At 67.6% G+C, this 22,025-nt stretch carries 17 protein-coding genes; 8 read left to right on the plus strand and 9 right to left on the minus strand.

What is annotated here, in order from left to right; translation table 11 throughout:
• Positions 1-40 precede the first annotated feature (40 nt).
• The 7 genes from AC5Y4T_RS07200 to AC5Y4T_RS07230 all read left to right on the plus strand — a co-directional run bounded on the left by AC5Y4T_RS07200 (position 41) and on the right by AC5Y4T_RS07230 (position 9,161).
• On the plus strand, positions 41-1,771 hold the full coding sequence (locus AC5Y4T_RS07200) for an acyclic terpene utilization AtuA family protein (RefSeq protein ID WP_499952534.1): 1,731 nt from the start codon (positions 41-43) through the stop codon (positions 1,769-1,771).
• Positions 1,768-2,916, plus strand: coding sequence for an acyl-CoA dehydrogenase family protein (locus AC5Y4T_RS07205; protein WP_499952535.1), 1,149 nt, complete (start codon positions 1,768-1,770; stop codon positions 2,914-2,916). The genes AC5Y4T_RS07200 and AC5Y4T_RS07205 overlap by 4 nt, the downstream gene beginning before the upstream one ends.
• 2 nt (positions 2,917-2,918) lie before the next feature.
• Complete coding sequence (locus tag AC5Y4T_RS07210) at positions 2,919-4,508, plus strand: acyl-CoA carboxylase subunit beta (RefSeq protein WP_499952675.1); 1,590 nt, start codon at positions 2,919-2,921, stop codon at positions 4,506-4,508.
• 5 nt (positions 4,509-4,513) lie between these two features.
• Positions 4,514-6,493, plus strand: coding sequence for an acetyl/propionyl/methylcrotonyl-CoA carboxylase subunit alpha (locus AC5Y4T_RS07215; protein WP_499952537.1), 1,980 nt, complete (start codon positions 4,514-4,516; stop codon positions 6,491-6,493).
• Complete coding sequence (locus AC5Y4T_RS07220) at positions 6,490-7,656, plus strand: acyl-CoA dehydrogenase family protein (protein ID WP_499918472.1); 1,167 nt, start codon at positions 6,490-6,492, stop codon at positions 7,654-7,656. Before AC5Y4T_RS07215 ends, AC5Y4T_RS07220 begins: the two co-directional genes overlap by 4 nt.
• Positions 7,656-8,441, plus strand: a complete 786-nt coding sequence (locus AC5Y4T_RS07225; RefSeq protein ID WP_499952538.1) for an enoyl-CoA hydratase family protein — start codon at positions 7,656-7,658, stop codon at positions 8,439-8,441. Before AC5Y4T_RS07220 ends, AC5Y4T_RS07225 begins: the two co-directional genes overlap by 1 nt.
• A gap of 117 nt (positions 8,442-8,558) precedes the next feature.
• Positions 8,559-9,161 carry a DUF1707 SHOCT-like domain-containing protein gene (locus tag AC5Y4T_RS07230; protein ID WP_499918474.1) on the plus strand — a complete coding sequence of 201 codons (603 nt, stop codon included), beginning with the start codon at positions 8,559-8,561 and terminating at the stop codon, positions 9,159-9,161.
• 9 nt (positions 9,162-9,170) lie between these two features.
• On the opposite strand, the gene AC5Y4T_RS07235 is transcribed toward AC5Y4T_RS07230, so the two are convergent.
• The 7 genes from AC5Y4T_RS07235 to AC5Y4T_RS07265 form a co-directional block, all read right to left on the minus strand.
• Positions 9,171-10,019 (minus strand): aldo/keto reductase, encoded by an 849-nt coding sequence (locus AC5Y4T_RS07235; protein WP_499952539.1) that lies wholly within the window; start codon positions 10,017-10,019, stop codon positions 9,171-9,173.
• Between the two features lie 71 nt (positions 10,020-10,090).
• A complete protein-coding gene (locus tag AC5Y4T_RS07240; RefSeq protein ID WP_499950893.1) occupies positions 10,091-12,124 on the minus strand; it encodes a vWA domain-containing protein in 2,034 nt (677 codons plus the stop codon).
• A complete protein-coding gene (locus tag AC5Y4T_RS07245) occupies positions 12,117-13,505 on the minus strand; it encodes a sigma 54-interacting transcriptional regulator (RefSeq protein ID WP_499950898.1) in 1,389 nt (462 codons plus the stop codon). Before AC5Y4T_RS07245 ends, AC5Y4T_RS07240 begins: the two co-directional genes overlap by 8 nt.
• Positions 13,506-13,598: 93 nt before the next feature.
• Positions 13,599-15,182: a bifunctional phosphoribosylaminoimidazolecarboxamide formyltransferase/IMP cyclohydrolase gene (gene purH, locus AC5Y4T_RS07250; protein ID WP_499918477.1), complete on the minus strand. Its 1,584-nt coding sequence runs from the start codon at positions 15,180-15,182 to the stop codon at positions 13,599-13,601.
• Entirely contained in the window at positions 15,179-15,826 is a 648-nt protein-coding gene (gene purN / locus AC5Y4T_RS07255; protein ID WP_499952540.1) for a phosphoribosylglycinamide formyltransferase, read from the minus strand. The genes purH and purN overlap by 4 nt, the downstream gene beginning before the upstream one ends.
• A 133-nt stretch (positions 15,827-15,959) precedes the next feature.
• On the minus strand, positions 15,960-17,327 hold the full coding sequence (locus AC5Y4T_RS07260; RefSeq protein ID WP_499952541.1) for a cell division protein PerM: 1,368 nt from the start codon (positions 17,325-17,327) through the stop codon (positions 15,960-15,962).
• Positions 17,328-17,374: 47 nt separating this feature from the next.
• On the minus strand, positions 17,375-18,286 hold the full coding sequence (locus AC5Y4T_RS07265; protein WP_499949523.1) for a DUF5336 domain-containing protein: 912 nt from the start codon (positions 18,284-18,286) through the stop codon (positions 17,375-17,377).
• A gap of 255 nt (positions 18,287-18,541) precedes the next feature.
• On the opposite strand from AC5Y4T_RS07265, the gene AC5Y4T_RS07270 reads away from it, so the two are divergent.
• Positions 18,542-19,390, plus strand: a complete 849-nt coding sequence (locus AC5Y4T_RS07270; protein ID WP_499949525.1) for an LLM class F420-dependent oxidoreductase — start codon at positions 18,542-18,544, stop codon at positions 19,388-19,390.
• A 96-nt stretch (positions 19,391-19,486) separates the two neighbouring features.
• Here AC5Y4T_RS07270 and AC5Y4T_RS07275 read toward each other — a convergent pair whose 3' ends face one another.
• Positions 19,487-21,010 carry an acetyl-CoA acetyltransferase gene (locus AC5Y4T_RS07275; RefSeq protein ID WP_499952542.1) on the minus strand — a complete coding sequence of 508 codons (1,524 nt, stop codon included), beginning with the start codon at positions 21,008-21,010 and terminating at the stop codon, positions 19,487-19,489.
• 110 nt (positions 21,011-21,120) lie between these two features.
• Positions 21,121-22,023 carry a succinate--CoA ligase subunit alpha gene (gene sucD / locus AC5Y4T_RS07280; protein ID WP_499918483.1) on the minus strand — a complete coding sequence of 301 codons (903 nt, stop codon included), beginning with the start codon at positions 22,021-22,023 and terminating at the stop codon, positions 21,121-21,123.
• Between the last annotated feature and the right edge of the window lie 2 nt (positions 22,024-22,025).

The raw sequence follows: 22,025 nt of genomic DNA on the forward strand, positions 1-22,025 counted from the left end.
GGTGGTCCGAATCGGTCGAATCCGCGAATGGAGGACAGGCATGGCCTCTGCGTCCGGCGCCTCTGGTGCTCTGGGCAGCTCCGGCGCGGTCCGTATCGCCAACTGTTCGGGTTTCTACGGCGACCGGCTGTCGGCCATGCGCGAGATGCTCACGGGCGGTGACGTCGACTATCTCACCGGCGACTACCTGGCCGAACTCACGATGCTCATCCTGGGCCGCGACAAGATGAAGCACCCCGAGCGCGGCTACGCCAAGACCTTTCTGACCCAGCTCGAGGACTGCCTGGGCGAGGCGAGTGACCGCGGCGTCCGCATCGTCGCCAACGCCGGCGGCCTCAACCCGGCGGGCCTGGCCGATGCGATACGCGCCCTGACGGAACGGCTAGGCATCGACGCCCGGGTCGCCCACGTGGAGGGTGACGACCTGTTGCCGCGCGCCGCCGAACTCGGGCTGGGCACCCCGCTGACCGCGAACGCATACCTGGGCGCCTGGGGGATCGTCGACTGCCTCGACAGCGGCGCCGACGTGGTCGTCACCGGCCGCGTCACCGACGCCTCGGTGATCGTCGGGGCGGCCGCGGCCCACTTCGGCTGGGACCGCACCGACTACGACAGGCTCGCCGGCGCCGTGGTCGCCGGCCACGTCATCGAATGCGGGGTGCAGGCCACCGGGGGCAACTACTCGTTCTTCACCGAGGTCGCCGACCTCACCCACGCCGGCTTCCCCCTGGCCGAGGTCAGCGCCGACGGATCCTCGGTGATCACCAAACACCCGGGCACCGGCGGCCTGGTCAGCGTCGACACCGTCACCGCGCAGCTGCTCTACGAGATCACCGGCGCGCGCTACGCCAACCCGGACGTCACCGCGCGGATGGACAGCGTCGAGCTGTCGTCCGACGGGCCCGACCGGGTGCGCATCAGCGGGGTCCGCGGCGAGGCCCCGCCACCCACCTACAAGGTCTCGATGAACAGCATCGGCGGGTTCCGCAACTCGATGACTTTCGTGCTGACCGGCCTCGACATCGAGGCCAAGGCCGACCTCATGCGCCGGCAACTCGACGCCGCGCTCACCGTCAAGCCCGCGGAACTGCAATGGTCGCTGGCCCGCACCGACCACCCCGACGCCGACACCGAAGAAGCCGCCAGCGCGCTGCTGCACTGCGTCGTGCGCGATCCCGACCCGGCCAACGTCGGGCGCCAATTCTCCTCGGCCGCTGTCGAATTGGCGTTGGCCAGCTATCCGGGATTCCACGTGACCGCGCCGCCGGGCGACGGCCAGGTCTACGGGGTGTTCACCCCGGGCTACGTCGCCGCCGATCAGGTACCGCACGTTGCGGTACACGCCGACGGCACCCGCGTCGACATCGCTTGCGCCACAGAAACTCTCGAGCTCTCCCCCGCCGCCGAGCCACCGCTTCCCGAACCGTTGCCGGGCGGGCCCGCCCGGCGGGTGCCGCTGGGCCGCATCGCCGGCGCCCGCAGTGGCGACAAGGGTGGCTCGGCCAATGTCGGGGTGTGGGTGCGCACCGACGAGCAATGGCGTTGGCTGGCCGACACGTTGACCGTCGACCTGCTCAAGGAGCTGCTTCCAGAAGCGGCTGACTTCGACGTCGCCCGCCACCTGCTGCCGAATCTGCGGGCGGTCAACTTCGTCATCGACGGCATCCTCGGCCAGGGCGTCGCATACCAGGCTCGATTCGACCCCCAGGCCAAGGGGCTAGGCGAATGGCTCCGCGGCCGCTACCTCGACATCCCGGAGAGTTTACTGTGAACCTTTGGACTACGCCCGAGCGCGAACAGTTGCGAAAGACGGTGCGCTCGTTCGCAGAACGCGAGATCCTGCCCCACGTCGACGAGTGGGAGCGCACCGGCGACCTGCCGCGCGAATTGCACCGCAGCGCCGGAGCCGCCGGACTGCTGGGTGCGAACTTCCCCGAATCGGTCGGCGGTGGTGGCGGCGACGGCGCCGATGCGGTGATCATCTGCGAGGAGATGCATCGGGCCGGAGCGCCGGGCGGCGTGTTCGCGTCGTTGTTCACATGTGGCATCGCGGTTCCACACATGATCGCCTCGGGCGATCAGCGGCTCATCGACTCGTTCGTTCGCCCGACGCTGGCAGGCGAACTGATCGGTTCACTCGCCATCACCGAACCGGGTGGCGGTTCCGACGTCGGACATCTTCGAACCTCGGCGGTTCGCGACGGTGACCACTACATCGTCAACGGCGCCAAGACTTACATCACCTCGGGAGTCCGCGCCGACTATGTGGTCACCGCCGTGCGCACCGGAGGCCCCGGCGCGGGCGGGGTTTCGCTTCTGGTGGTCGAGAAGGGCACGGCAGGTTTCGAGGTGAGCCGCAAGCTCGACAAGATGGGCTGGCGCTCCTCGGATACCGCCGAGCTGTCCTACACCGACGTCCGCGTGCCGGTGGCCAACCTGGTCGGCGCCGAAAACAGTGGCTTCGCCCAGATCGCGCAGGCCTTCGTTTCCGAACGCATCGGCCTTGCCGCACAGGCATATTCGAGTGCCCAGCGGTGCCTGGACCTGACGGTGCAATGGTGCCGCGACCGCGAAACGTTCGGACGCCCATTGATATCGCGCCAATCGGTGCAGAACACGTTGGCCGAGATGGCCCGTCGCATCGACGTCGCCCGGGTCTACTCGCGCAGCGTGGTAGAGCGGCAGCTCGCCGGCGAGACGAACCTGATTCCGCAGGTGTGCTTCGCCAAGAACACCGCCGTCGAGGCCGGCGAATGGGTGGCCCACCAAGCCGTTCAGCTGTTCGGCGGCATGGGTTACATGGCCGAATCCGAGGTCGAACGCCAATACCGGGACATGAGAATCCTCGGCATCGGCGGCGGGACGACCGAAATCCTCACCGCCCTGTCCGCCAAACTTCTGGGATTCCAATCATGACCGTGCTGCAGTCCACGCTCGACGCGGAGGCCACCGCCTTCACCGACGCGGCGGCGGCCGCGTTGACGAAACTCGGGGAAATCGACAATGAGTTCGCCAACGCCCTGGCCGGTGGTGGGGCCAAATACGTTGAGCGCCATCATGACCGCGGCAAGCTGACGGCCCGCGAACGCATCGAGTTGTTGGTCGATCAGGATTCGCCGTTCTTGGAACTCAGCCCGCTGGCCGCCTGGGGCAGCGCATTCAAGGTCGGCGCCAGCACGGTCACCGGCATCGGCGTGGTCGAAGGTGTCGAATGCATGATCGTCGCCAATGACCCGACGGTCAAAGGCGGCACCAGCAATCCGTGGACCCTGAAAAAGATCCTGCGGGCCAATCAGATCGCTTTCGAGAACCGGCTTCCGGTGATCTCCCTGGTGGAGTCCGGGGGTGCGGACCTGCCCACGCAGAAGGAAATCTTCATTCCCGGCGGACGGATGTTCCGCGATCTGACGCGGCTTTCCGCGGCCGGCATCCCCACCATCGCGTTGGTGTTCGGCAACTCCACCGCGGGCGGCGCATACGTCCCGGGCATGTCCGACCACGTGGTGATGATCAAGGAACGATCGAAGGTCTTCCTCGCGGGCCCCCCGCTGGTGAAGATGGCCACCGGTGAGGAGTCCGACGACGAATCGCTCGGCGGCGCCGAAATGCATGCCCGCGTCTCGGGTTTGGCCGATTACTTCGCCGTCGACGAGCTCGACGCGATCCGGATCGGGCGTCGCGTCGTCGCCCGGTTGAACTGGGCCAAACAGGGGCCGAAACCCAAACCGGTCACCGCGCCGTTGTTCGATACCGAGGAACTCATCGGCATCGTGCCGGCGGATCTGCGCATCCCGTTCGATCCCCGCGAAGTGATCGCCCGCATCGTCGACGGCTCCGAATTCGACGAATTCAAGCCGCTGTACGGGGCCTCGCTGGTGACGGGCTGGGCCCAACTGCACGGCTATCCGATCGGCATCCTGGCCAATGCGCGCGGCGTGTTGTTCAGCGAGGAGTCCCAGAAGGCCACCCAGTTCATCCAGTTGGCCAACCGCTCCGACACGCCACTGTTGTTCTTGCACAACACCACCGGCTACATGGTGGGCAAGGACTACGAAGAGGGCGGGATGATCAAGCACGGCTCGATGATGATCAACGCCGTGTCCAACTCGACCGTCCCGCACATCTCGCTGCTGATCGGCGCCTCCTACGGCGCGGGCCACTACGGCATGTGCGGCCGCGCCTACGACCCGCGGTTCCTCTTCGCCTGGCCGACGTCGAAGTCCGCGGTGATGGGCGGCGCCCAGCTGTCGGGCGTGCTGTCGATCGTGGCCCGGGCGGCCGCCCAGGCGCGCGGCCAGCAGGTCGACGAGGAGGCCGACGCGGCGATGCGGGCCGCGGTCGAGGGGCAGATCGAAGCCGAGTCGCTGCCGCTGGTGTTGTCCGGGATGCTCTACGACGACGGGGTGATCGACCCGCGAGATACCCGCACCGTATTGGGAATGTGTCTGTCCGCCATCGCTAATGGCCCGATCAAGGGGACGTCGAATTTCGGCGTCTTCCGGATGTGAGCCCCATGGTTACTCGAGTTCTGGTCGCCAACCGCGGTGAGATCGCCCGGCGGGTGTTCGCCACCTGCCGCCGGCTCGGCTTGGGCACCGTCGCCGTCTACACCGACCCCGACGCGGGCGCACCGCACGTCGCCGAGGCCGATGCCCGGGTGCGGCTGGACAAGACCAACGACTACCTCAACGCCGACACCCTCATCGCCGCGGCCCGCGCCGCCGGTGCCGACGCGATACACCCCGGTTACGGGTTCCTCTCGGAGAACGCCGACTTCGCGGCCGCCGTCCAGGACGCCGGACTGACGTGGGTCGGACCCCCGGTGGCCGCCGTGCGGGCGATGGGCTCCAAGATCGAGTCCAAGAAACTGATGGCCGCCGCCGGGGTTCCGGTGCTCGACGAGCTCGACCCCGACACCGTCACCGAGGCGCAGTTGCCGGTTCTGGTCAAGGCCTCCGCGGGCGGCGGTGGTCGCGGCATGCGCGTGGTTCGGGAATTGTCCGCGCTCGCCGGCGAAGTCGCCGGGGCGAGCCGGGAAGCGCAGTCCGCCTTCGGGGACCCGACCGTGTTCTGCGAGCGCTACCTGCCGACCGGACACCACATCGAGGTTCAGGTCATGGCCGACGCCCACGGCACCGTGTGGGCGGTCGGCGAACGCGAATGCTCGATTCAGCGCCGGCACCAGAAGATCATCGAGGAGGCTCCGTCGCCGTTGGTGGAGCGCACAGTTGGCATGCGCGCCAAGCTGTTCGACGCGGCCCGGTTGGCCGCCGAGGCCATCGGCTACACCGGGGCAGGGACGGTGGAGTTCCTGGCCGACGACGACGGCGAGTTCTACTTCCTGGAGATGAACACCAGGCTGCAGGTCGAACACCCGGTCACCGAAGAGACCACCGGCCTCGATCTCGTCGAGCTGCAGCTCGCCGTCGCGGACGGCGCTCGCCTCGGCGCGCAACCCCCTGCCGCGCAGGGACATTCGATCGAGGCCCGGCTCTACGCCGAGGACCCTGCCAAGAACTGGCAGCCACAGGCCGGTTTGATGCGCGCGTTCGAGATGCCTTCCGTCCGGGCTGAGTTCAGCTCGCTGGGGCACCGGACCGGGATCCGGCTGGATTCGGGCATCGTCGACGGGTTCACCGTCTCCATCCACTACGACCCGATGCTGGCCAAGGTCATCTCCTACGCCCCCACGCGCCGTCAGGCGTCGCTGGTTCTCGCCGACGCGTTGGCCCGCGCCCGCGTGCACGGCGTGCGCACCAATCGCGATCTTCTGGTGAATGTGCTGCGGCATCCGGCGTTCCTCGACGGCGCCACCGACACAGCGTTTTTCGACACCCATGACCTGGCGCGGTTGGCGGCGCCACTGGGCGACGCCGCCGTGATCCGGCTGTCCGCCGTCGCAGCCGCACTCGCCGACGCCGCGCACAACCGCGCTACCGCGCCGGTGCTGAGCGCCGTTCCCAGCGGCTGGCGAAACCTGTCATCGGGGCACCAGGTCAAGGACTACCGCGACGAGCAGGCTGACGAGCTTCGGGTTCAATACCGTTTCACCAGAACCGGTTTGGTACTGCCCGAAGACCCGTCGGTGCAGCTGGTGTCGGCCACGGCCAATGACGTGGTCCTGCGGGCCGACGGCGTCGACCACAGCTTCTCGGTGCGCCGCTATGATTCCGATGTCTACGTCGATTCCGCCCTCGGGCCGGTGCACCTGATCGCGCTGCCCCGTTTCCCCGAGCCGGGTTCGACCGTCGAAAAGGGCTCACTGGTCGCCCCGATGCCCGGCAGCGTCATCAGGCTTGGTGCCGCGATCGGCGAGGCGGTCACCGCCGGACAGCCCTTGATCTGGCTGGAGGCCATGAAGATGGAACACACCATCGCCGCCCCGGTCGACGGGGTTCTCGCCGAACTCAATGTCAAGACCGGTCAGCAAGTCGAAGTTGGCGCTGTGCTGGCAAGAGTGGAAGCGCCGCAATCAGAAGGAGATCCAGCATGACCGACACCAGCTTCATCGAGAGCGAGGAGCGTCAGGCCCTTCGCAAGTCGGTGGCTGCGTGGGCAGCCAATTACGGCAGCGAGTACTACCTGCGCAAGGCCCGTGCCCAGGAGCACACCGACGAATTGTGGTCGGAGGCAGGCAAACTCGGCTTCCTCGGGGTGAACCTGCCAGAGGAGTACGGCGGTGGCGGCGCCGGCATGTACGAGCTGTCGTTGGTCATGGAGGAAATGGCGGCCGCGGGTAGCGCGCTGCTGCTGATGGTCGTCTCGCCCGCCATCAACGGCACCATCATCAGCAAGTTCGGCACCGAGGAGCAGAAGAAGCGCTGGATTCCCGGCATCGCTGACGGCACGCTGACGATGGCGTTCGCCATCACCGAGCCGGACGCCGGCTCCAACTCGCACAAGATCACCACGACCGCCCGCCGGGACGGCAGCGACTGGATCCTCAAGGGCCAGAAGGTCTACATCTCGGGTATCGACCAGGCGCAGGCGGTACTGGTGGTGGCACGCACCGAGGAGGCCAAGACCGGCAAGTTACGCCCCGCGCTGTTCGTCGTGCCCACCGACGCGCCCGGCTTCAGCTACACCCCGATAGAAATGGAACTGATCAGCCCCGAACGCCAGTTCCAGGTCTTCCTCGACGACGTCCGGCTGCCCGGCGACGCACTGGTCGGCGCCGAAGATGCCGCTATCGCACAGCTTTTCGCCGGTCTCAACCCGGAACGCATCATGGGCGCGGCGAGCTCCGTCGGGATGGGACGCTTCGCCCTGAGTCGGGCCGCCGACTACGTCAAGACCCGCCAGGTGTGGGGCACCCCGATCGGCGCGCACCAGGGCCTGTCACATCCGTTGGCACAGTGCCACATCGAAGTCGAGCTGGCCAAGCTGATGTTGCAGAAGGCCGCCACCCTCTACGATTCCGGCAACGACATGGGCGCGGCCGAGGCCGCGAACATGGCCAAATACGCTGCGGCCGAGGCGGCTACGCGGTCGGTGGACCAGGCGGTGCAGTCGATGGGCGGCAACGGGCTGACCAAGGAATACGGTGTGGCGGCCATGCTGGCCTCGGCCCGGCTGGGCCGCATCGCTCCGGTCAGCCGCGAGATGGTGCTGAACTTCGTCGCGCAGACATCGCTGGGCCTGCCCCGAAGCTACTGATGGCCACCCTCGTCGAATACACCGCCGACGGGTACGTTGCGCGGCTGACCCTGAATTCCCCGCACAACCGCAACGCGCTGTCGACGACCTTGGTCAATCAGCTTCACCAAGGGCTGCGCGACGCGGCGGCCGATCCCGCCGTGCGCGTCGTGGTGCTCGGCCACACCGGCAACACGTTCTGCGCGGGCGCGGATCTCTCTGAAGGAACCTCGAGCAGCGATCCCGCCGAGGCGACCGCCCAGCGCTCGAAGGAGATGGCCCAACTGTTGCGTGCGATCGTCGAGGCGCCGCTGCCGGTGATCGTCGCGGTCGACGGCCACGTTCGCGCCGGCGGCATGGGACTGGTCGCCGCGGCCGACATCGCCGTCGCCGGCCCCAGCAGCACCTTCGCGCTCACCGAGGCCCGGATCGGCGTCGCCCCGGCCATCATCTCGTTGACGCTGCTGCCGAAGCTGTCGCCCCGGGCCGCGGCGCGCTACTACCTGACCGGTGAGAAGTTCGGCGCCACCCAGGCGGCCGAGATCGGGTTGATCACCGAGGCCGCCGAGGACGTCGACGCCGCAGTCGGCAAACTGGTCTCCGAAATCGGCCGGGGATCGCCTCAGGGCCTCGCGGCCTCCAAGGCACTGACCACGGCCGCGGTGCTGGATGGGTTCGACCGCGACGCCGAGCGGCTCGCCGAGGAATCCGCCCGACTGTTCGTGTCCGACGAAGCCCGCGAAGGCATGCTGGCGTTCTTGGAGAAGCGTCCGCCCAACTGGGCCGGTCAGCCACCGAGAAGTTAGCCAGATGTCAAACAGGGGGTCCGGCCGGACGGCCGGCGGCGTGGCCCGGGCGGGCGCAACGTTGCAGTTTAGCCAATCCTCTTGCGGCAAAACCTGGACGTCGTAGGCTCGTGGGTGATGAGCAACTCAACGCAACGGGATGCGGAGGACACGCGCGGCGAGCCGCCGCGCGCGGGCGATACCGATCGCATCCAGACTGCGCAGCTGCTCGCGTACGCGGCCGAACAGGGCCGCCTGCAGCTCAACGACTACGAAGACCGTTTGACCAGGGCTTACGCGGCGACGACATATGAAGAACTGGATCAACTGCGGGCCGATCTGCCGGGGACGCCGATCAGCCCGCGCCGCGGCGGCAAGCTGAATCCGGCGCCGTCGACGCTGCTGCTGGCGTTGATGAGCGGCTTCGAGCGCCGCGGACGATGGAACGTCCCGAAAAAGCTCACCACCTTCACGCTGTGGGGCAGCGGGGTGGTCGATCTGCGCTACGCCGACTTCACCTCGACCGAGGTCGACATTCATGCGATGTCGATCATGGGTGTGCAGAACATTTTGCTGCCGCCGGAGGTCAACGTCGAGGTGCACGGCCGCGGCGTGATGGGCAACTTCGACCGCGCCGTGCTCGGGCAGGGCACGCCCGGCGCGCCGACCGTCCACATTCGCGGCTTCTCGCTGTGGGGCGGGGTCGGCATCATCCGCAAGGCCCGGCGGCCACGCGGCTAGCGAAACGTTCTAGTCGGGCACGTAATCGAAAGTGTCGGGGTTGGGGCCGTTGCGTCCCGATTCACCCTTGTCCAGCGCGTCGATCGCGTCCATGTCGGAGTCGTCCAGCTCGAAGTCGAACAGTTCGAAGTTTTCTTTCACCCGTTCGGGTGTCACCGATTTCGGGAAGACGATGTCGCCGCGCTGAATGTGCCAGCGCAGCACCACCTGCGCGGAGGTTTTACCGCGGGCCTCGGCGACGCGCTTGATCACCGGATCGTCGAGCACCTTGCCCTGCGCGATGGGTGCCCACGCCTCGGTGGCGATGCCATGCTCGCGCCCATAGGCCCGGACTTCGTCGTTGCCGAAGTAGGGATGCAGCTCGACCTGGTTGACCGACGGGACGGTGTCGGTGTCGTTGGCCAGCCGTTGCAGGTGTGCCACTTGGAAATTCGAGACACCGATGCTGCGAGCGCGTCCGTCGCGCGCGAACTCCTCGAAGACCTTCCAGGTCGAGACGAAGTCGCCGTCGTAGAGCGTGGGCAGCGGCCAGTGGATGAGGAACAGGTCGACGTAGTCGGAATCCAGCTTCTTCAGCGTCTCGTCGAATGCGCGACGCGCATCGTCCGGCTTGTGGAATCCGTTGTTGAGCTTGCTGGTGACGAAGACGTCACCGCGGTCGAGACCCGCGTCGCGAATGCCTTGTGCGACTTGCTTTTCGTTGCCGTACATCTCGGCCGTGTCGATGTGGCGGTATCCGATCTCGAGGGCCTTCTTGACCGCCGCGGCGGTCTCGTCGGGCTTGATCTGGAACACGCCGAAACCCAGCTGCGGAATGCTGACACCGTCATTGAGCTCGATCGTCGGAACCTGACTCATGCATCTCCTCCTCGTTCACATCCCTGTACCCAGTCCAGGACACACCTACCCGGACGCGGTCTGCAAGGCGCCTAACGACGACGAGACCGCAGGTAGTCACCGACCACGGCCGCTCCCAGGCCGTCGAGATCGGGCACCACGACCCGCCCCTCGACGCGTCGGGCGACCTGGTCGATGAACCGGGCAAGACCAGGGTCGCTGCCCAGCCGGAAGATGGTGATCTGGGCGCCCAGCCGCGCCATCTCGTCGAAGCCGCGCACGGTGTGCGCGATGGTCCGCGGATGCGGTGGGTAATCGAAGAACACGGTCGTGCCGTCGCCGTCGAAGTCCTCCAGGTGCGCGGTGGGCTCACCGTCGGTCACCACCAAAACCACCGGCTGCGCGTTGGGATGCCGGCGCAGATGCCGACCGGCCAGCGCCAGCGCGTGATGCAGGTTGGTGCCCTGCTCGTAGACGCCCTCGAGCCCGGTGAGCTCCGCGGCGGTCACCGTCCGGGCGTATCGGCCAAAAGCGATGATCTGCAAGGCATCCGAACGAAAACGCGTGCACACCAGATGGTTGAGCGCCAGTGCCGTCTGCTTCATCGGCAGCCAGCGATTCTCCATCACCATGGAGAACGAGGTGTCGACCAGCAGCGCGACCGCGGCCTGCGTGCGTGTCTCGGTCTCGGAGACCTCGACGTCGTCGACGGTGAGCTTCAACCGCCCGTCGCGGCCGTCCAGGGTGGCAGTTCCCGCTTGCCGCAGCACGGCATTGGTCAATGTGCGGGAGATGTTCCACGGTTCGGTGTCCCCGAACTGCCAGGGTCGGGTGGCGCCGGTGAGTTCGCCGGCCGCTCCCGCGCGCCGATGGTCGCGCTCGCCGCGGCGCCCGGAAAGTTGTTGTGCCACATCGCGCAAAGCCGTCTCGCCGAGCCGACGCATGGCCTTCGGCGACAACCGCCACTGGCCGTCGGAACCGCGGTCCAAAAAGCCCTGATTGACCAGCGCGCGTTCCAATTCCGCAAGGGCGCGGGCGTCGACGGCCGCCTCGTCTCCGAGCTGACGCGCCAGCGCATCCAGGTCGACGTCGTCCATGGTGGCGCCCGGATAGCTCTGCGACAGTTGCTCGGCCAGTTGTTCCAGCTCGGCGATGTCGGACAGCGCCTGGGTGCCCTCGCCCATCCCGAACGGGTTGTCACCGGAGAACTGCTCGGACCCGCTCCAGTCCTCCCCCGGCCGCGCCGCCTGCAGGTGCGCGTCGAGCCGGTCCAGCGCCTGCATCAGCGCTGGTGACCCAAAAGCTTGCTGCGCCAAGGCATCCAGCTCCGCGCGCTGCTCAGCGCTGAGGCTGTTGCGAAAACGCTGCGCGGCGGCGGCACGCTTGGCCAGCGAGTCCAGCAACTCATCGACGTTGCGCGGGTTCTCGGGAAAGAACTCGCCGTGGGAGTCCATGAAGTCTTCGAAGTCTTGCTGGGTGTCCTCGCCGCGGGCGTGCTTGTCCAGCAGGTCGTTGAGGTCGTTGAGCATGTCGTTGACTCGCTGACGATCCTCGTCGGTGGCGCCCTCCAGCGCCTGCTTCATGCCCGCGAAGCGTTGGTCCAGCATCTCGCGGCCGAGCAGATCCTTGATCTGGTCGTACTTTTCACGGGCCTCGCCGCTGCGCCAGTTGTAGTCGGAGAGCTCCTGGACGGCCTTGGCCGGCGACGACGGCAGCGCGTCCAGTTGCAGTTCGCCGAAGCGGGCGTCGTCGTCAAGCGCGCGAGCCAGCTCCTTGCGTTCGGCCAGCACGGCCTCGTCCAGAAGTTTTTTGATCTCCTGCAGCGTTCCGTCTAAGTTGTTGCGCCGCAACAGCTCCCGTCGTCTCCGGTTAGCCTCGGCGGCCAGCCGATCCGCGCCCGGCATGTTCTTGGTGCCGCGACGCAGCAGCTCGGACAGCGCGCGGCGTGGCGACGTGCCGGCCATGACATCTTGGCCGATCTGTTCGAGCGCCTCGCGCAGGTCCACCGGCGGGGCCAGGGGGTCGGGCCCGCCGGTGTACGCCGAGTAACGCGAGGAGTGCCCTCGTGACGATCGCAGGCGCGGCGAAGCCGGGCGCTGCGGGTCGTCACCATCAGACCTAGCCATAGACGGTTTGGCCCTCCCCGGATACCTTGTCGATGCGCTTGGCCAGATACAACGCCTCGAGCGCCAATTCCAGCGCCGCGGCGCGTTCGCCTTCCGACTGCGCACCCAGCTTGGCCGCAATCTTGTCCACCACCGCCAGGCTCGGGACCGCGGCCAGCACATCCTTGGCCGAGACCCGCTCGCCCGTCGTCACCGCCGAACCGCCCTCCACCGCGGCCACCAGCGATCCGACGTCGATGCCGCCCAACACTCGCGACGCGGTGTCCGCGGTCGCCCGGCGCAGCAGGTGTTCGAGCACGGCCTGTTCGCGGCCTTCCTCGCCGGATTCGAATTCGAGCTTGCCGCGCAGGACGTCGATCACTGTGCCCAGATCGACGACCCGGGCCACCGGGTCCGTCTCCCCCAGCATCGCGCCGCGGTGTCGCGCGGCGGCGGCGACCGTCTCGGCGGCGGCGATGGCGAACCGCGCCGACACCCCGGAGCGTTGATCGACGGAGTTGGACTCGCGCAGGTACCGGGCGAACCGGGCGATTATCTGCATCAGATAGCCGGGAACCTGGGCGGACAGGTGCGCTTCCTGCGCGATGACACCGACTTCCGCTTCGAGCTCGAGCGGGTAGTGGGTCCGGATCTCCGCGCCGAAACGGTCCTTGAGCGGAGTGATGATGCGCCCGCGGTTCGTGTAGTCCTCGGGGTTGGCGCTGGCGACCACCAACACGTCCAGCGGCAGGCGCAACGTGTAACCGCGGACCTGGATGTCGCGCTCCTCCATCACGTTGAGCATCGACACCTGGATGCGCTCGGCGAGGTCGGGCAGTTCGTTGACCGCGACGATGCCGCGGTGGGCGCGCGGTATCAGGCCGTACGCGATGGTCTCCGGGTCTCCGAGGCTGCGGCCCTCGGCGACCTTGATCGGGTCGATGTCGCCGACCAGGTCGGCGACGCTGGTGTCCGGGGTGGCGAGCTTTTCGGTGTAGCGCTCGCTGCGGTGCTTCCATTCGACCGGCAGGTCGTCGCCCAGGGTGGCGGCCTTGCGGATGGACTCCGGCGTAATCGGTGAGAAGGGGTGCTCGCCCAGTTCGGCGCCGGCGATCACCGGCGTCCACTCATCGAGCAAGCCGGTCAGCGCGCGCAGTAGTCGGGTCTTGCCCTGGCCCCGTTCGCCGAGCAGAACGAAGTCGTGGCCCGCGATCAGCGCCCGTTCCAGCTGAGGCAACACGGTGTCGTCGAACCCCAGAATCCCCGGCCAGATGGCTTCACCGTCTCCGCCTTCGGCGAGGCGTGCGAGCAGATTTTCGCGGATTTCCTGTTTGACTCCCCGTTCACGATGACCGGCGGCGCGCAGCTCGCCGACGGTGCGGGGCAGGTTGCTCGGTGACATCACCACTCCACGCTACGACGCGGGGTCAGACGAGTCATGCCAAGGGCGTTCACCGAACGCTTATTGACACGTGCGTCGCTGCGGGCACCGTGACTAATGCGCGAAGTGACGCGCCCCGGTGAGATACAGCGTGATACCCGCGTTGGTGGCCGCCGCGGTCACCTCGTCGTCGCGCACCGATCCGCCGGGATGCACGATCGCCTTCACTCCCGCGCCGGTCAGCGTCTCCAGTCCGTCCGGGAACGGGAAGAACGCATCCGAGGCCGCCACCGCACCGCGCACCCGCTCGCCGCCGCGTTCGACGGCCAGTCGCGCCGCGTCGACCCGGTTCACCTGACCCATGCCGACGCCGATGGTGGCGCCGCCGCCCGCGATTACGATCGCGTTCGATTTCACAGCGCGACACACGCGCCAGGCGAACACCAGGTCGGCCAGCGTCGCCGGGTCAGCGGGTGAGCCGGTGGCCAGGGTCCAATTGACCGGGTTGTCGCCGTGCGCGTCCAGCTCGTCGCGCTGTTGCACCAGCAGGCCGCCGCTGATCGGCCGCAGCTCGGTCCCGCCGCTCAGCGGCTCCGAACCCACCAAAACCCGGATGTTCTTCTTGCGGGTCAACACCTCCAGGGCGGCCGGCTCATAGGCGGGGGCCACGATGACCTCGGTGAAGATGGTGCTGACGTATTCGGCCATTTCCAGGCTGACCTCGGTGTTGGCTGCGATGACCCCGCCGAACGCACTCAGCGGATCGCATTCGTGCGCCTTGCGGTGTGCGTCCGCGACCGATGCCGACGAGATGGCGATCCCACACGGGTTGGCGTGCTTGATGATCGCCACGCAGGTCTGCTCGTGATCGAAGGCGGCCCGCCAGGCCGCGTCCGCATCGGTGAAGTTGTTGTAGGACATCTCTTTTCCGTGCAGCTGCTCTGCCTGCGCCAACCCCGGCCACGCGCCGGGGTCGCTGTAGAGTGCGGCCTGCTGGTGCGGGTTCTCGCCATAGCGCAGCATCGCCGAGCGCCGCCAGCTGCGGCCCAGCCACTTCGGGAAAGTCGTCGGCGGGTGTTCGGGGGCCAGCGTCGACTCCATCCAGCTCGCCACCGCGATGTCGTATTCGGCCGTGTGCTGAAACGCCAGCGACGCCAGCTTTTTCCGCTCGGCGAGGCTGAAGCCGCCCTCGCGTACCGCGGCGAGCACACCGTCGTAGCCCCTGGGGTCGGTGATCACCGCCACGCTGGGATGGTTTTTCGCCGCGGCCCGCACCATCGACGGCCCGCCGATGTCGATCTGTTCGACGCATTCGTCGATGCTGGCCCCGGAGTCGACGGTCTCGGTGAAGGGGTACAGGTTGACGACGACGAGCTCGAACGCCGCAATGCCGAGCTCCTCGAGCGCGGCGGCGTGCTCGGGTTTGCGAAGGTCGGCGAGCAGGCCCGCGTGCACGCGCGGATGCAGCGTCTTGACCCGGCCGTCGAGAACCTCGGGAAAACCGGTCAACTCCTCGACCCGGGTTACCGGAATGCCTTTGTCCGCAATGACCTTCGCGGTGGATCCGGTCGAGACGATCTCCACACCCGCACCCGCCAGTCCCTGCGCGAGGTCGGCCAGCCCCGTCTTGTCGTACACGCTGATCAAGGCGCGCCGGATCGGCCGCTTGGCGTCCTCGCGCCTGTCGTCGGTGCTCATCGGTTCATCGCCTTTCGTCCGATCGTCGCTTTTCTCCCGACCACGGTCAGGCCGCCTGTCGCGATCGCGCCCACCACGTCCACCAGTAGCTTTCGTTCGGTGACTTTGATGCGTTCGTGCAAGGTCTCTTCGGTGTCGCCGTCGAGCACCGGAACGGATTCCTGCGCCAGGATCGGCCCGGTGTCCGTCCCGGCGTCTACCAGGTGCACCGTACAGCCTGTGAGCTTCACGCCGTAGGCCAGCGCGTCGGCCACCCCGTGCGCACCCGCGAACGCCGGCAGCAGCGTCGGGTGCGTGTTGATGATGCGGCCATGGAATCGCGAAAGGAATTGCGGCCCAAGTATTTTCATGAAGCCGGCGGAGACCACCAGGTCGGGTGAGTGCGCGGCGGTGGCCTCCGTCATCGCCGCGTCCCAGGCGTCGCGGTTGGGGTGCTCGCCGAGTCGGACGGTGAATGCGGGCACGGACGCGGCCGCGGCGATCTCGATGGCCGGGCAGTCGCGGTCGGCGCCGACGGCGACCACCCGGGCCGGATAGTCCGCGACGGCCGACGTCAACAGGGAATTCAGCAGCGACCCGGTGCCCGACGCCAGTACCACTACCCGTGCCGGTGCGTTCGGGGGCACATGGAGCGGTTCGACCACATCGGCGAGCCTACTGTCGGCGTCATCCCCGTGACGATGAGGCTGGCCGCAGGGGAATTGCCCACCTCTGAGCGACAATCGCCGGTGTCGCACCCGCCCGCGCAACGGTGTCGCTGCGAGGCGGGCAAAAGACTTAGTCCGTCGAATCTCGCTCGGTCGCCCCCGACTCGGGTTCGGCCAGGGGCGGCTCGTCGTCGCCGCCCGGCGCGTCGGCTGCGGCAGACTCGCCCGGCGCGTCAGGTTCGACCCGGGCGCCGGGATCGCCCGAGTCCACTGCGTCGGTGGGCGCCTCGTCGGCCGGGTCCACCGGCGTCGTGTCCTCGGCCGTCGCTTCCTCGGCCGGCGCCGGTCTGGCCTTGGGTTGTCGAGGACGACGCCGGACCCCACCGCTCATCACCACCGTGACCCCGCCGACGACCGCGAACCAGAAGAAGACACCGATGAACAACGCGCTCTGGTCCACGCCGACGTGGCCGAAGTTGCCCAGCTGGCCGCTGCCGGCATACGCGAGCACGGACATCACCAGCGCCCCGGCGACCGCGGCGATCAGCAGCTTGGCCGCGGCCGCCAGCGGCGGCAGCGCGCGCCGGGCGCATTGCTGACCGACCGCCACCCCGGACGACGCGCCGATGATCAGCAGCGCCACCCAGACCGGCCCCAACGGAGGCCTGGGGACGGCGGCCAGCACCGGCAGGGCCGGGATATCACCACCGAACACGGTGAACGAACTGAATGTCGCGAACCCGATGTGCGCGCTGGACCCGACGGCCATCGCCGCGGTGCCCACAATCACGTTGGGCGCGTACAACATTGACAACAGGGTGAGACTGAATTCGCCGAAGATCGAATCGGTGATGCCGTAGAGCTCCTGCATGGTCGACCAGTGCACGACCAGCGATCCCGCCGTCACCAGCCCGGAAAGTCCGAGCAGTGCGAGCAGACCGGCGGTGGCCGCACGCAGGGAATCGCCCAGCCAGAACGGCAGCGGCGACGCCGCCAGCGCGCGTGGTCCCACCCGGGACCACACACCGATCCCGGCGCCGGCGGCATGAACCGCGAGCACGCTGAGGAACGCCCGCAGCGCGCTCGGCGTCTGCAGCTCGGTGATCACCGACGACGCGTCGTGGATGACCGCCAGGGCGATCGCCGTCAAGAACAGCGGACCGCCCAGCGCCGACGCGATGACCCAGCGGACGACCAGCCACGACGAGTGGGGCGTGGTGGCCCGCGCGGTGTTGCGCGCGGTCGCCCAGATCATCAGCAGGACCGGCAACAGCGGCATCACGCCGAGTTCGCGGCCGCCGATCGACACCGGTACCTGGTGCACCCCCAGCCACATGCTGGCAATGGCGCCCAGCGCGCCGGTCATGTCGCTGTTGGCGATCAACAACTGGGTCAGCGTGACCGCGGCGATGATGACCAACGCCACCACCGCCGGGGCGAACGCGACCCTGGCGAGGTCACGCGCCTGGCGAGCGCCCGCTGCCCGGTTGTCCTCCACCCGTGTCACTCTGGGGCACGTCCCCGACTAGGCGCGACAGCGCACGGTTAGGAGGGCGCTGGCCCAGACGGTGAAGACGGCGACTGCTGCTCGTGGCCGAACTGCTGGCCCCCACCCTGCTCGGAGAAGTTGGCGGTCGCCGAACCGGCATCCGATCCACCGGTGTTCGGCGGTGGGCTGAAGCTGGGGAAGCCGGTGGGCGGAGTAGACGAGCCGTGCTGCTGCGCGGACGGCTGGGGTCCCGACTGCGGCGCGGGCTGAGCGCCGAAACCGCCGGTCGGAACGCCGCTCTGGGTGGGTGCCGCACTCGGCGAGTAACCGCCGTACTGCGACCCGTACCCCTGCGGCGACTGCTGCTGGCCGCCGTGCTGCTGAGCGCCCGGCTGCTGGCCGTAGTAAGGCTGCTGACCGTACTGGCCGTACTGCCCGTACTGGCCGTACTGCGCGTAAGGGTCGTACTTGGGTCGCGGCGCCGGCGCGGTGATGACGCCGGATTCGAGCAGAACAACGACGACCGCGGCGATGGCCTGGAGCACTACGGCCGCCACCAGCGGCCACATCGCCCAGCCGATCGAAAAACCGGCGGGCAGGTTGATCGTCTCGGTGATGGCCAGCAAGGCGCCCAAAACCGCGATCACCGCAACGATTCCCGGATAGTTCTTGGTCTTCGGCAGTAGGCCGAGTCCGGCGAGCAGCGCGGCCAGCACCGCAACCACGACCGCGGTGCCCGCGTCGCCGGCGCGCCCACCGATGCCCGGACCGAGATCGGCGCCGATGGTGAAGGTGGGACCGAAGTTCAACAGGTACGCGGCAAGACCGAGGACCACCACCGCGACGTTGAGGTAAAACGGCAGCTTGCTCGTTCCGTCGTCATCCTTCGCGAAGGATGGTGTGCCGCCCGCATAGGCGCCGCCGGATTGCGACGGTGGATAGCCCGGGCTTCCGGGAGAGTAGGTCATGGCTCCTCCTGTTGCTTCCAGTGCCTTGAACTGCCTAGCGGTCGCCACGGTTGCAGTTGCAACGCTGTGCTTGCAGGCGCCTCGCTGCGTTAGCGACGCGGTCGATCACCCACGCTAGCGCACGTGCGGTAACCCGTGCCGCTGCCACCGGCTTGCGCGGCGGGGCCCGCACCGGAGGCGCCGCGCGCCGCTCGCGAGACGGTCCGTGCCACCGCGGCTTGCTCAGCACAGGTAGAACACGTTCTAATTCTCTGCATGGATTACGGGCTTGTGCTTTTCACCAGCGATCGTGGCATCTCCCCGGCGAAGGCCGCGAAGCTCGCCGACGACCACGGCTTTGCGACCTTCTACGTGCCAGAACACACTCACATTCCGGTGAAGCGCGAGGCGGCTCATCCCACGACGGGGGACGAATCGCTGCCCGACGATCGCTACATGCGGACACTAGACCCATGGGTAAGTCTGGGCGCGGCGTGCGCGGTGACCTCGCGGGTGCGGCTGTCCACCGCGGTGGCCCTTCCGGTCGAGCACGACCCGATCACGCTGGCCAAAAGTATTGCCACCCTTGATCACTTGTCGGGCGGACGCGTCAGCCTGGGCGTCGGGTTCGGCTGGAACACCGACGAACTCGCCGACCACAACGTGCCGGCCGGCCGGCGCCGCACCATGCTGCGCGAATACCTCGAAGCGATGCGGGCGCTGTGGACCGAAGAAGAGGCTCAGTACGACGGTGAATTCGTGAAGTTCGGCCCGAGCTGGGCCTGGCCAAAGCCGGTGCAATCGCACATCCCGGTGCTGGTGGGTGCCGCGGGCACCGAGAAGAACTTCAAGTGGATCGCGCGCAGCGCCGACGGCTGGATCACCACCCCGCGCGATTTCGACATCGACGAGCCGGTGAAGCTGCTGCAGGACACCTGGGCTGCGGCCGGCCGCGACGGCGCTCCCCAGATCGTGGCGCTGGACTTCAAGCCGGTGCCCGAGAAGCTGGCCAGGTGGGCCGAGCTGGGGGTGACCGAGGTGTTGTTCGGTCTGCCGGATAAGTCGGAGGACGAGGTGGCCGCCTACGTCGAGCGTTTGGCGGGCAAGCTGGCGGCCCTGGTCTGACTGCCCTTCATCTCCGCGAGACTTAAACCACGGCGACCGTTCGCGGCGTGTCGTGTGCGCGGTTTAAGTGTCGCGCGCTCAGACGCGGTGGTACATCTAGCCGAGCGAAGCCCGGTTACCGTTGCCGGTCGACCACACCGAGATCTCGGCACCGAGCGGATCGCCGTCGCACATCAACGCGACGAGTTCGTCGTCGTCGGTGGTGGCCATGAACCGAGTGTTGTCCGCTTCGAGCCGGCCGACGATGACGCCGGTGCGGACCGGCCAATCGTAGTGCACGGAGTATGTCTCGATCCTCGCCGCGCCGTCCGGTGTCTTGGTGACGTCGACCTTCGGCAGCGCGTCGATCTCCTTCTTCAGCTCCGCACAGTTGTCCGTACGCCAGTTCACGGGTGTGGTCGAGTAGATTCCGACCGAGTACTTGCTCATGATGCCGCCGTTGGCGCCGACGAAGCCGAATCGCCCTGGCCTGTCCCGCATCTGCGCGACGGTCTCGGCGATACCGTGCAGCGAGTAGCTGTTTCCGGGACCACCGAAGTACGGCAATCCCCCGGTCAGGGTCAGGCCGCGCGGGTCGTCGCCGCCGATGCCCAGCGCTTCGCAGATCACGAACACCGGGAACGGAAAGCAGCTGTACAAGTCGAAGGTATCGATGTCGTCGACGCCGATTCCGGCTACCCGCAAACCTTCTCGGGCAGCATGGACCGCCGCGGGGCTGGCACCGAGGTCGACGCGATCGAGCATCGCCTGCTCGATCATGTCCGAGTGGCCGTGCACAAAGACCCACTTCTCCTCCGGCACGCCCAAGCGGGTCGCCGCATCTACTGACGTCAGCACCGCCGCCGCGCCCTGGTTGACTTGATCGCGGGCGACGAGCAGACGGGGGTAGGGGTCACAGATCATTCGGTTGTCGTCGGTGATCGTGCTGATCTCGTCGACCGACCGCTCCACCGGTGATGACGAAAGCGGGTTCTTGGCAGCCACTTTGGACATCGGGGCGAACAGTTCGGCCATCTCGCGCCGATAGTCGGCCACGCTGCGCCCCAGCCGCGCGCGGCGGGCGTTCTCCAGGAGGCCGTACTGCACGGGCGCCCCGGTCAGACCGTGCTGAATCGTGTATTCGTCGATGTAGCTGGAGATCTGGTGGCCGCGATCTTCCAGTTGGCCCTCGACATGTTCGGTGAAGTCGGGTTTGTCCTCGCGATCGGCGAAGTAGCGAGCCGTCGATCCCGGCTCCGAGCCCATGATCATGACGACGTCCGCTGCACCTGCCGCGATCGCGTTGCCCGCCTCGGTGACAAGCTTCTGCGGCCCCTGCCCGCCGACCGGTTCGAGTACTACGCGGGCGGGATCGCCGCCGAGCCGGTTCATCACCGAACGCGGGTAGTTGTTCGACTTGCCCAGCCTCGCGGGCATCGGTCCAGAGATCTCGAACTGCCGTAGCCCGAAGACCGTGTCGATGGCCTGCGCGACGCCTTTGGCGCCGGTGTCGTCAAGTGCTGCCCGCGCGGCCGCCGTCGCGAGGTCGACCGCCGACATTCCCCGATAGTCGGGGTCGTCGATGCGCTCGGTGAACTGGCCGACCCCGACGAGCACCGGGGTTCGCGGCTCGACCGCCATGACAAACCTCCTGGCAACTGTTAGTTCGACAGGCTAACCGATGGCTGGAGCCGAAACGAAACCGTCGTCAGTTCGCGGATTCGCGATCTGACCACGGTCTCGGTGAAGAACTACAGGCTCTGCAGGATCTTGCGGGCCAGCTCCGCCGTCTCCGACGGCGTCTTGCCGACCTTCACGCCGGCGGCCTCCAGGGCCTCCTTCTTGGCGGCCGCGGTGCCCGACGAGCCGGACACGATGGCGCCCGCGTGTCCCATCGTCTTGCCCTCCGGCGCGGTGAATCCCGCGACATAGCCGACGACCGGCTTGGAGACGTTGGCCTTGATGTAGTCCGCCGCGCGCTCCTCGGCGTCACCGCCGATCTCCCCGATCATCACGATGACCTTGGTGTCGGGGTCCTTCTCGAAGGCCTCGATGGCGTCGATGTGGGTGGTGCCGATCACCGGGTCACCACCGATGCCGATCGAGGTGGAGAAGCCGAAATCGCGCAGCTCGTACATCATCTGGTAAGTCAGGGTGCCCGACTTGGACACCAGCCCGACCGGACCGGGCCCGCTGATGTTCGCCGGGGTGATGCCGGCCAGCGCCTCACCCGGGGTGATGATGCCCGGGCAGTTCGGCCCGATGATGCGCGTCTTCTGCCCCTTGTCCACGTTGTAGGCCCAAGCAAAGGCGCTGTCCTGCACCGGAATTCCCTCGGTGATGACCACCAGCAACGGGATCTCGGCGTCGATCGCCTCGATGATCGCGTCCTTGGCGAATTTCGGCGGGACGAAGACGACCGACACGTTCGCGCCGGTCTCCTTCATCGCTTCGGCGACGGTGCCGAAGACCGGGAGCTCGACGTCCTTACCGACCGGGTCCACGTGCGACACGGTGGTGCCTGCCTTGCGCGCGTTGACGCCGCCCACCACCTGCGTACCGGCCTTGAGCATGAGCGCGGTGTGCTTGGTGCCCTCACCGCCGGTGATGCCCTGGACGATGACCTTGGAGTCCTTGTTCAAGAAGATCGACATGG

It is taken from the genome of Mycobacterium sp. NGS11 (genome assembly GCF_059813315.1).

Coding starts and splice junctions, on each gene's coding strand:
- AC5Y4T_RS07200 (WP_499952534.1), top strand. CDS start 41: ATGGCCTCTGCGTCCGGCGCCTCTGGTGCTCTGGGCAGCTCCGGCGCG.
- AC5Y4T_RS07215 (WP_499952537.1), top strand. CDS start 4,514: ATGGTTACTCGAGTTCTGGTCGCCAACCGCGGTGAGATCGCCCGGCGG.
- AC5Y4T_RS07220 (WP_499918472.1), top strand. CDS start 6,490: ATGACCGACACCAGCTTCATCGAGAGCGAGGAGCGTCAGGCCCTTCGC.
- AC5Y4T_RS07225 (WP_499952538.1), top strand. CDS start 7,656: ATGGCCACCCTCGTCGAATACACCGCCGACGGGTACGTTGCGCGGCTG.
- AC5Y4T_RS07230 (WP_499918474.1), top strand. CDS start 8,559: ATGAGCAACTCAACGCAACGGGATGCGGAGGACACGCGCGGCGAGCCG.
- AC5Y4T_RS07235 (WP_499952539.1), bottom strand. CDS start 10,019: ATGAGTCAGGTTCCGACGATCGAGCTCAATGACGGTGTCAGCATTCCG.
- AC5Y4T_RS07240 (WP_499950893.1), bottom strand. CDS start 12,124: ATGGCTAGGTCTGATGGTGACGACCCGCAGCGCCCGGCTTCGCCGCGC.
- AC5Y4T_RS07245 (WP_499950898.1), bottom strand. CDS start 13,505: ATGTCACCGAGCAACCTGCCCCGCACCGTCGGCGAGCTGCGCGCCGCC.
- purH (WP_499918477.1), bottom strand. CDS start 15,182: ATGAGCACCGACGACAGGCGCGAGGACGCCAAGCGGCCGATCCGGCGC.
- AC5Y4T_RS07265 (WP_499949523.1), bottom strand. CDS start 18,286: ATGACCTACTCTCCCGGAAGCCCGGGCTATCCACCGTCGCAATCCGGC.
- AC5Y4T_RS07270 (WP_499949525.1), top strand. CDS start 18,542: ATGGATTACGGGCTTGTGCTTTTCACCAGCGATCGTGGCATCTCCCCG.
- AC5Y4T_RS07275 (WP_499952542.1), bottom strand. CDS start 21,010: ATGGCGGTCGAGCCGCGAACCCCGGTGCTCGTCGGGGTCGGCCAGTTC.
- sucD (WP_499918483.1), bottom strand. CDS start 22,023: ATGTCGATCTTCTTGAACAAGGACTCCAAGGTCATCGTCCAGGGCATC.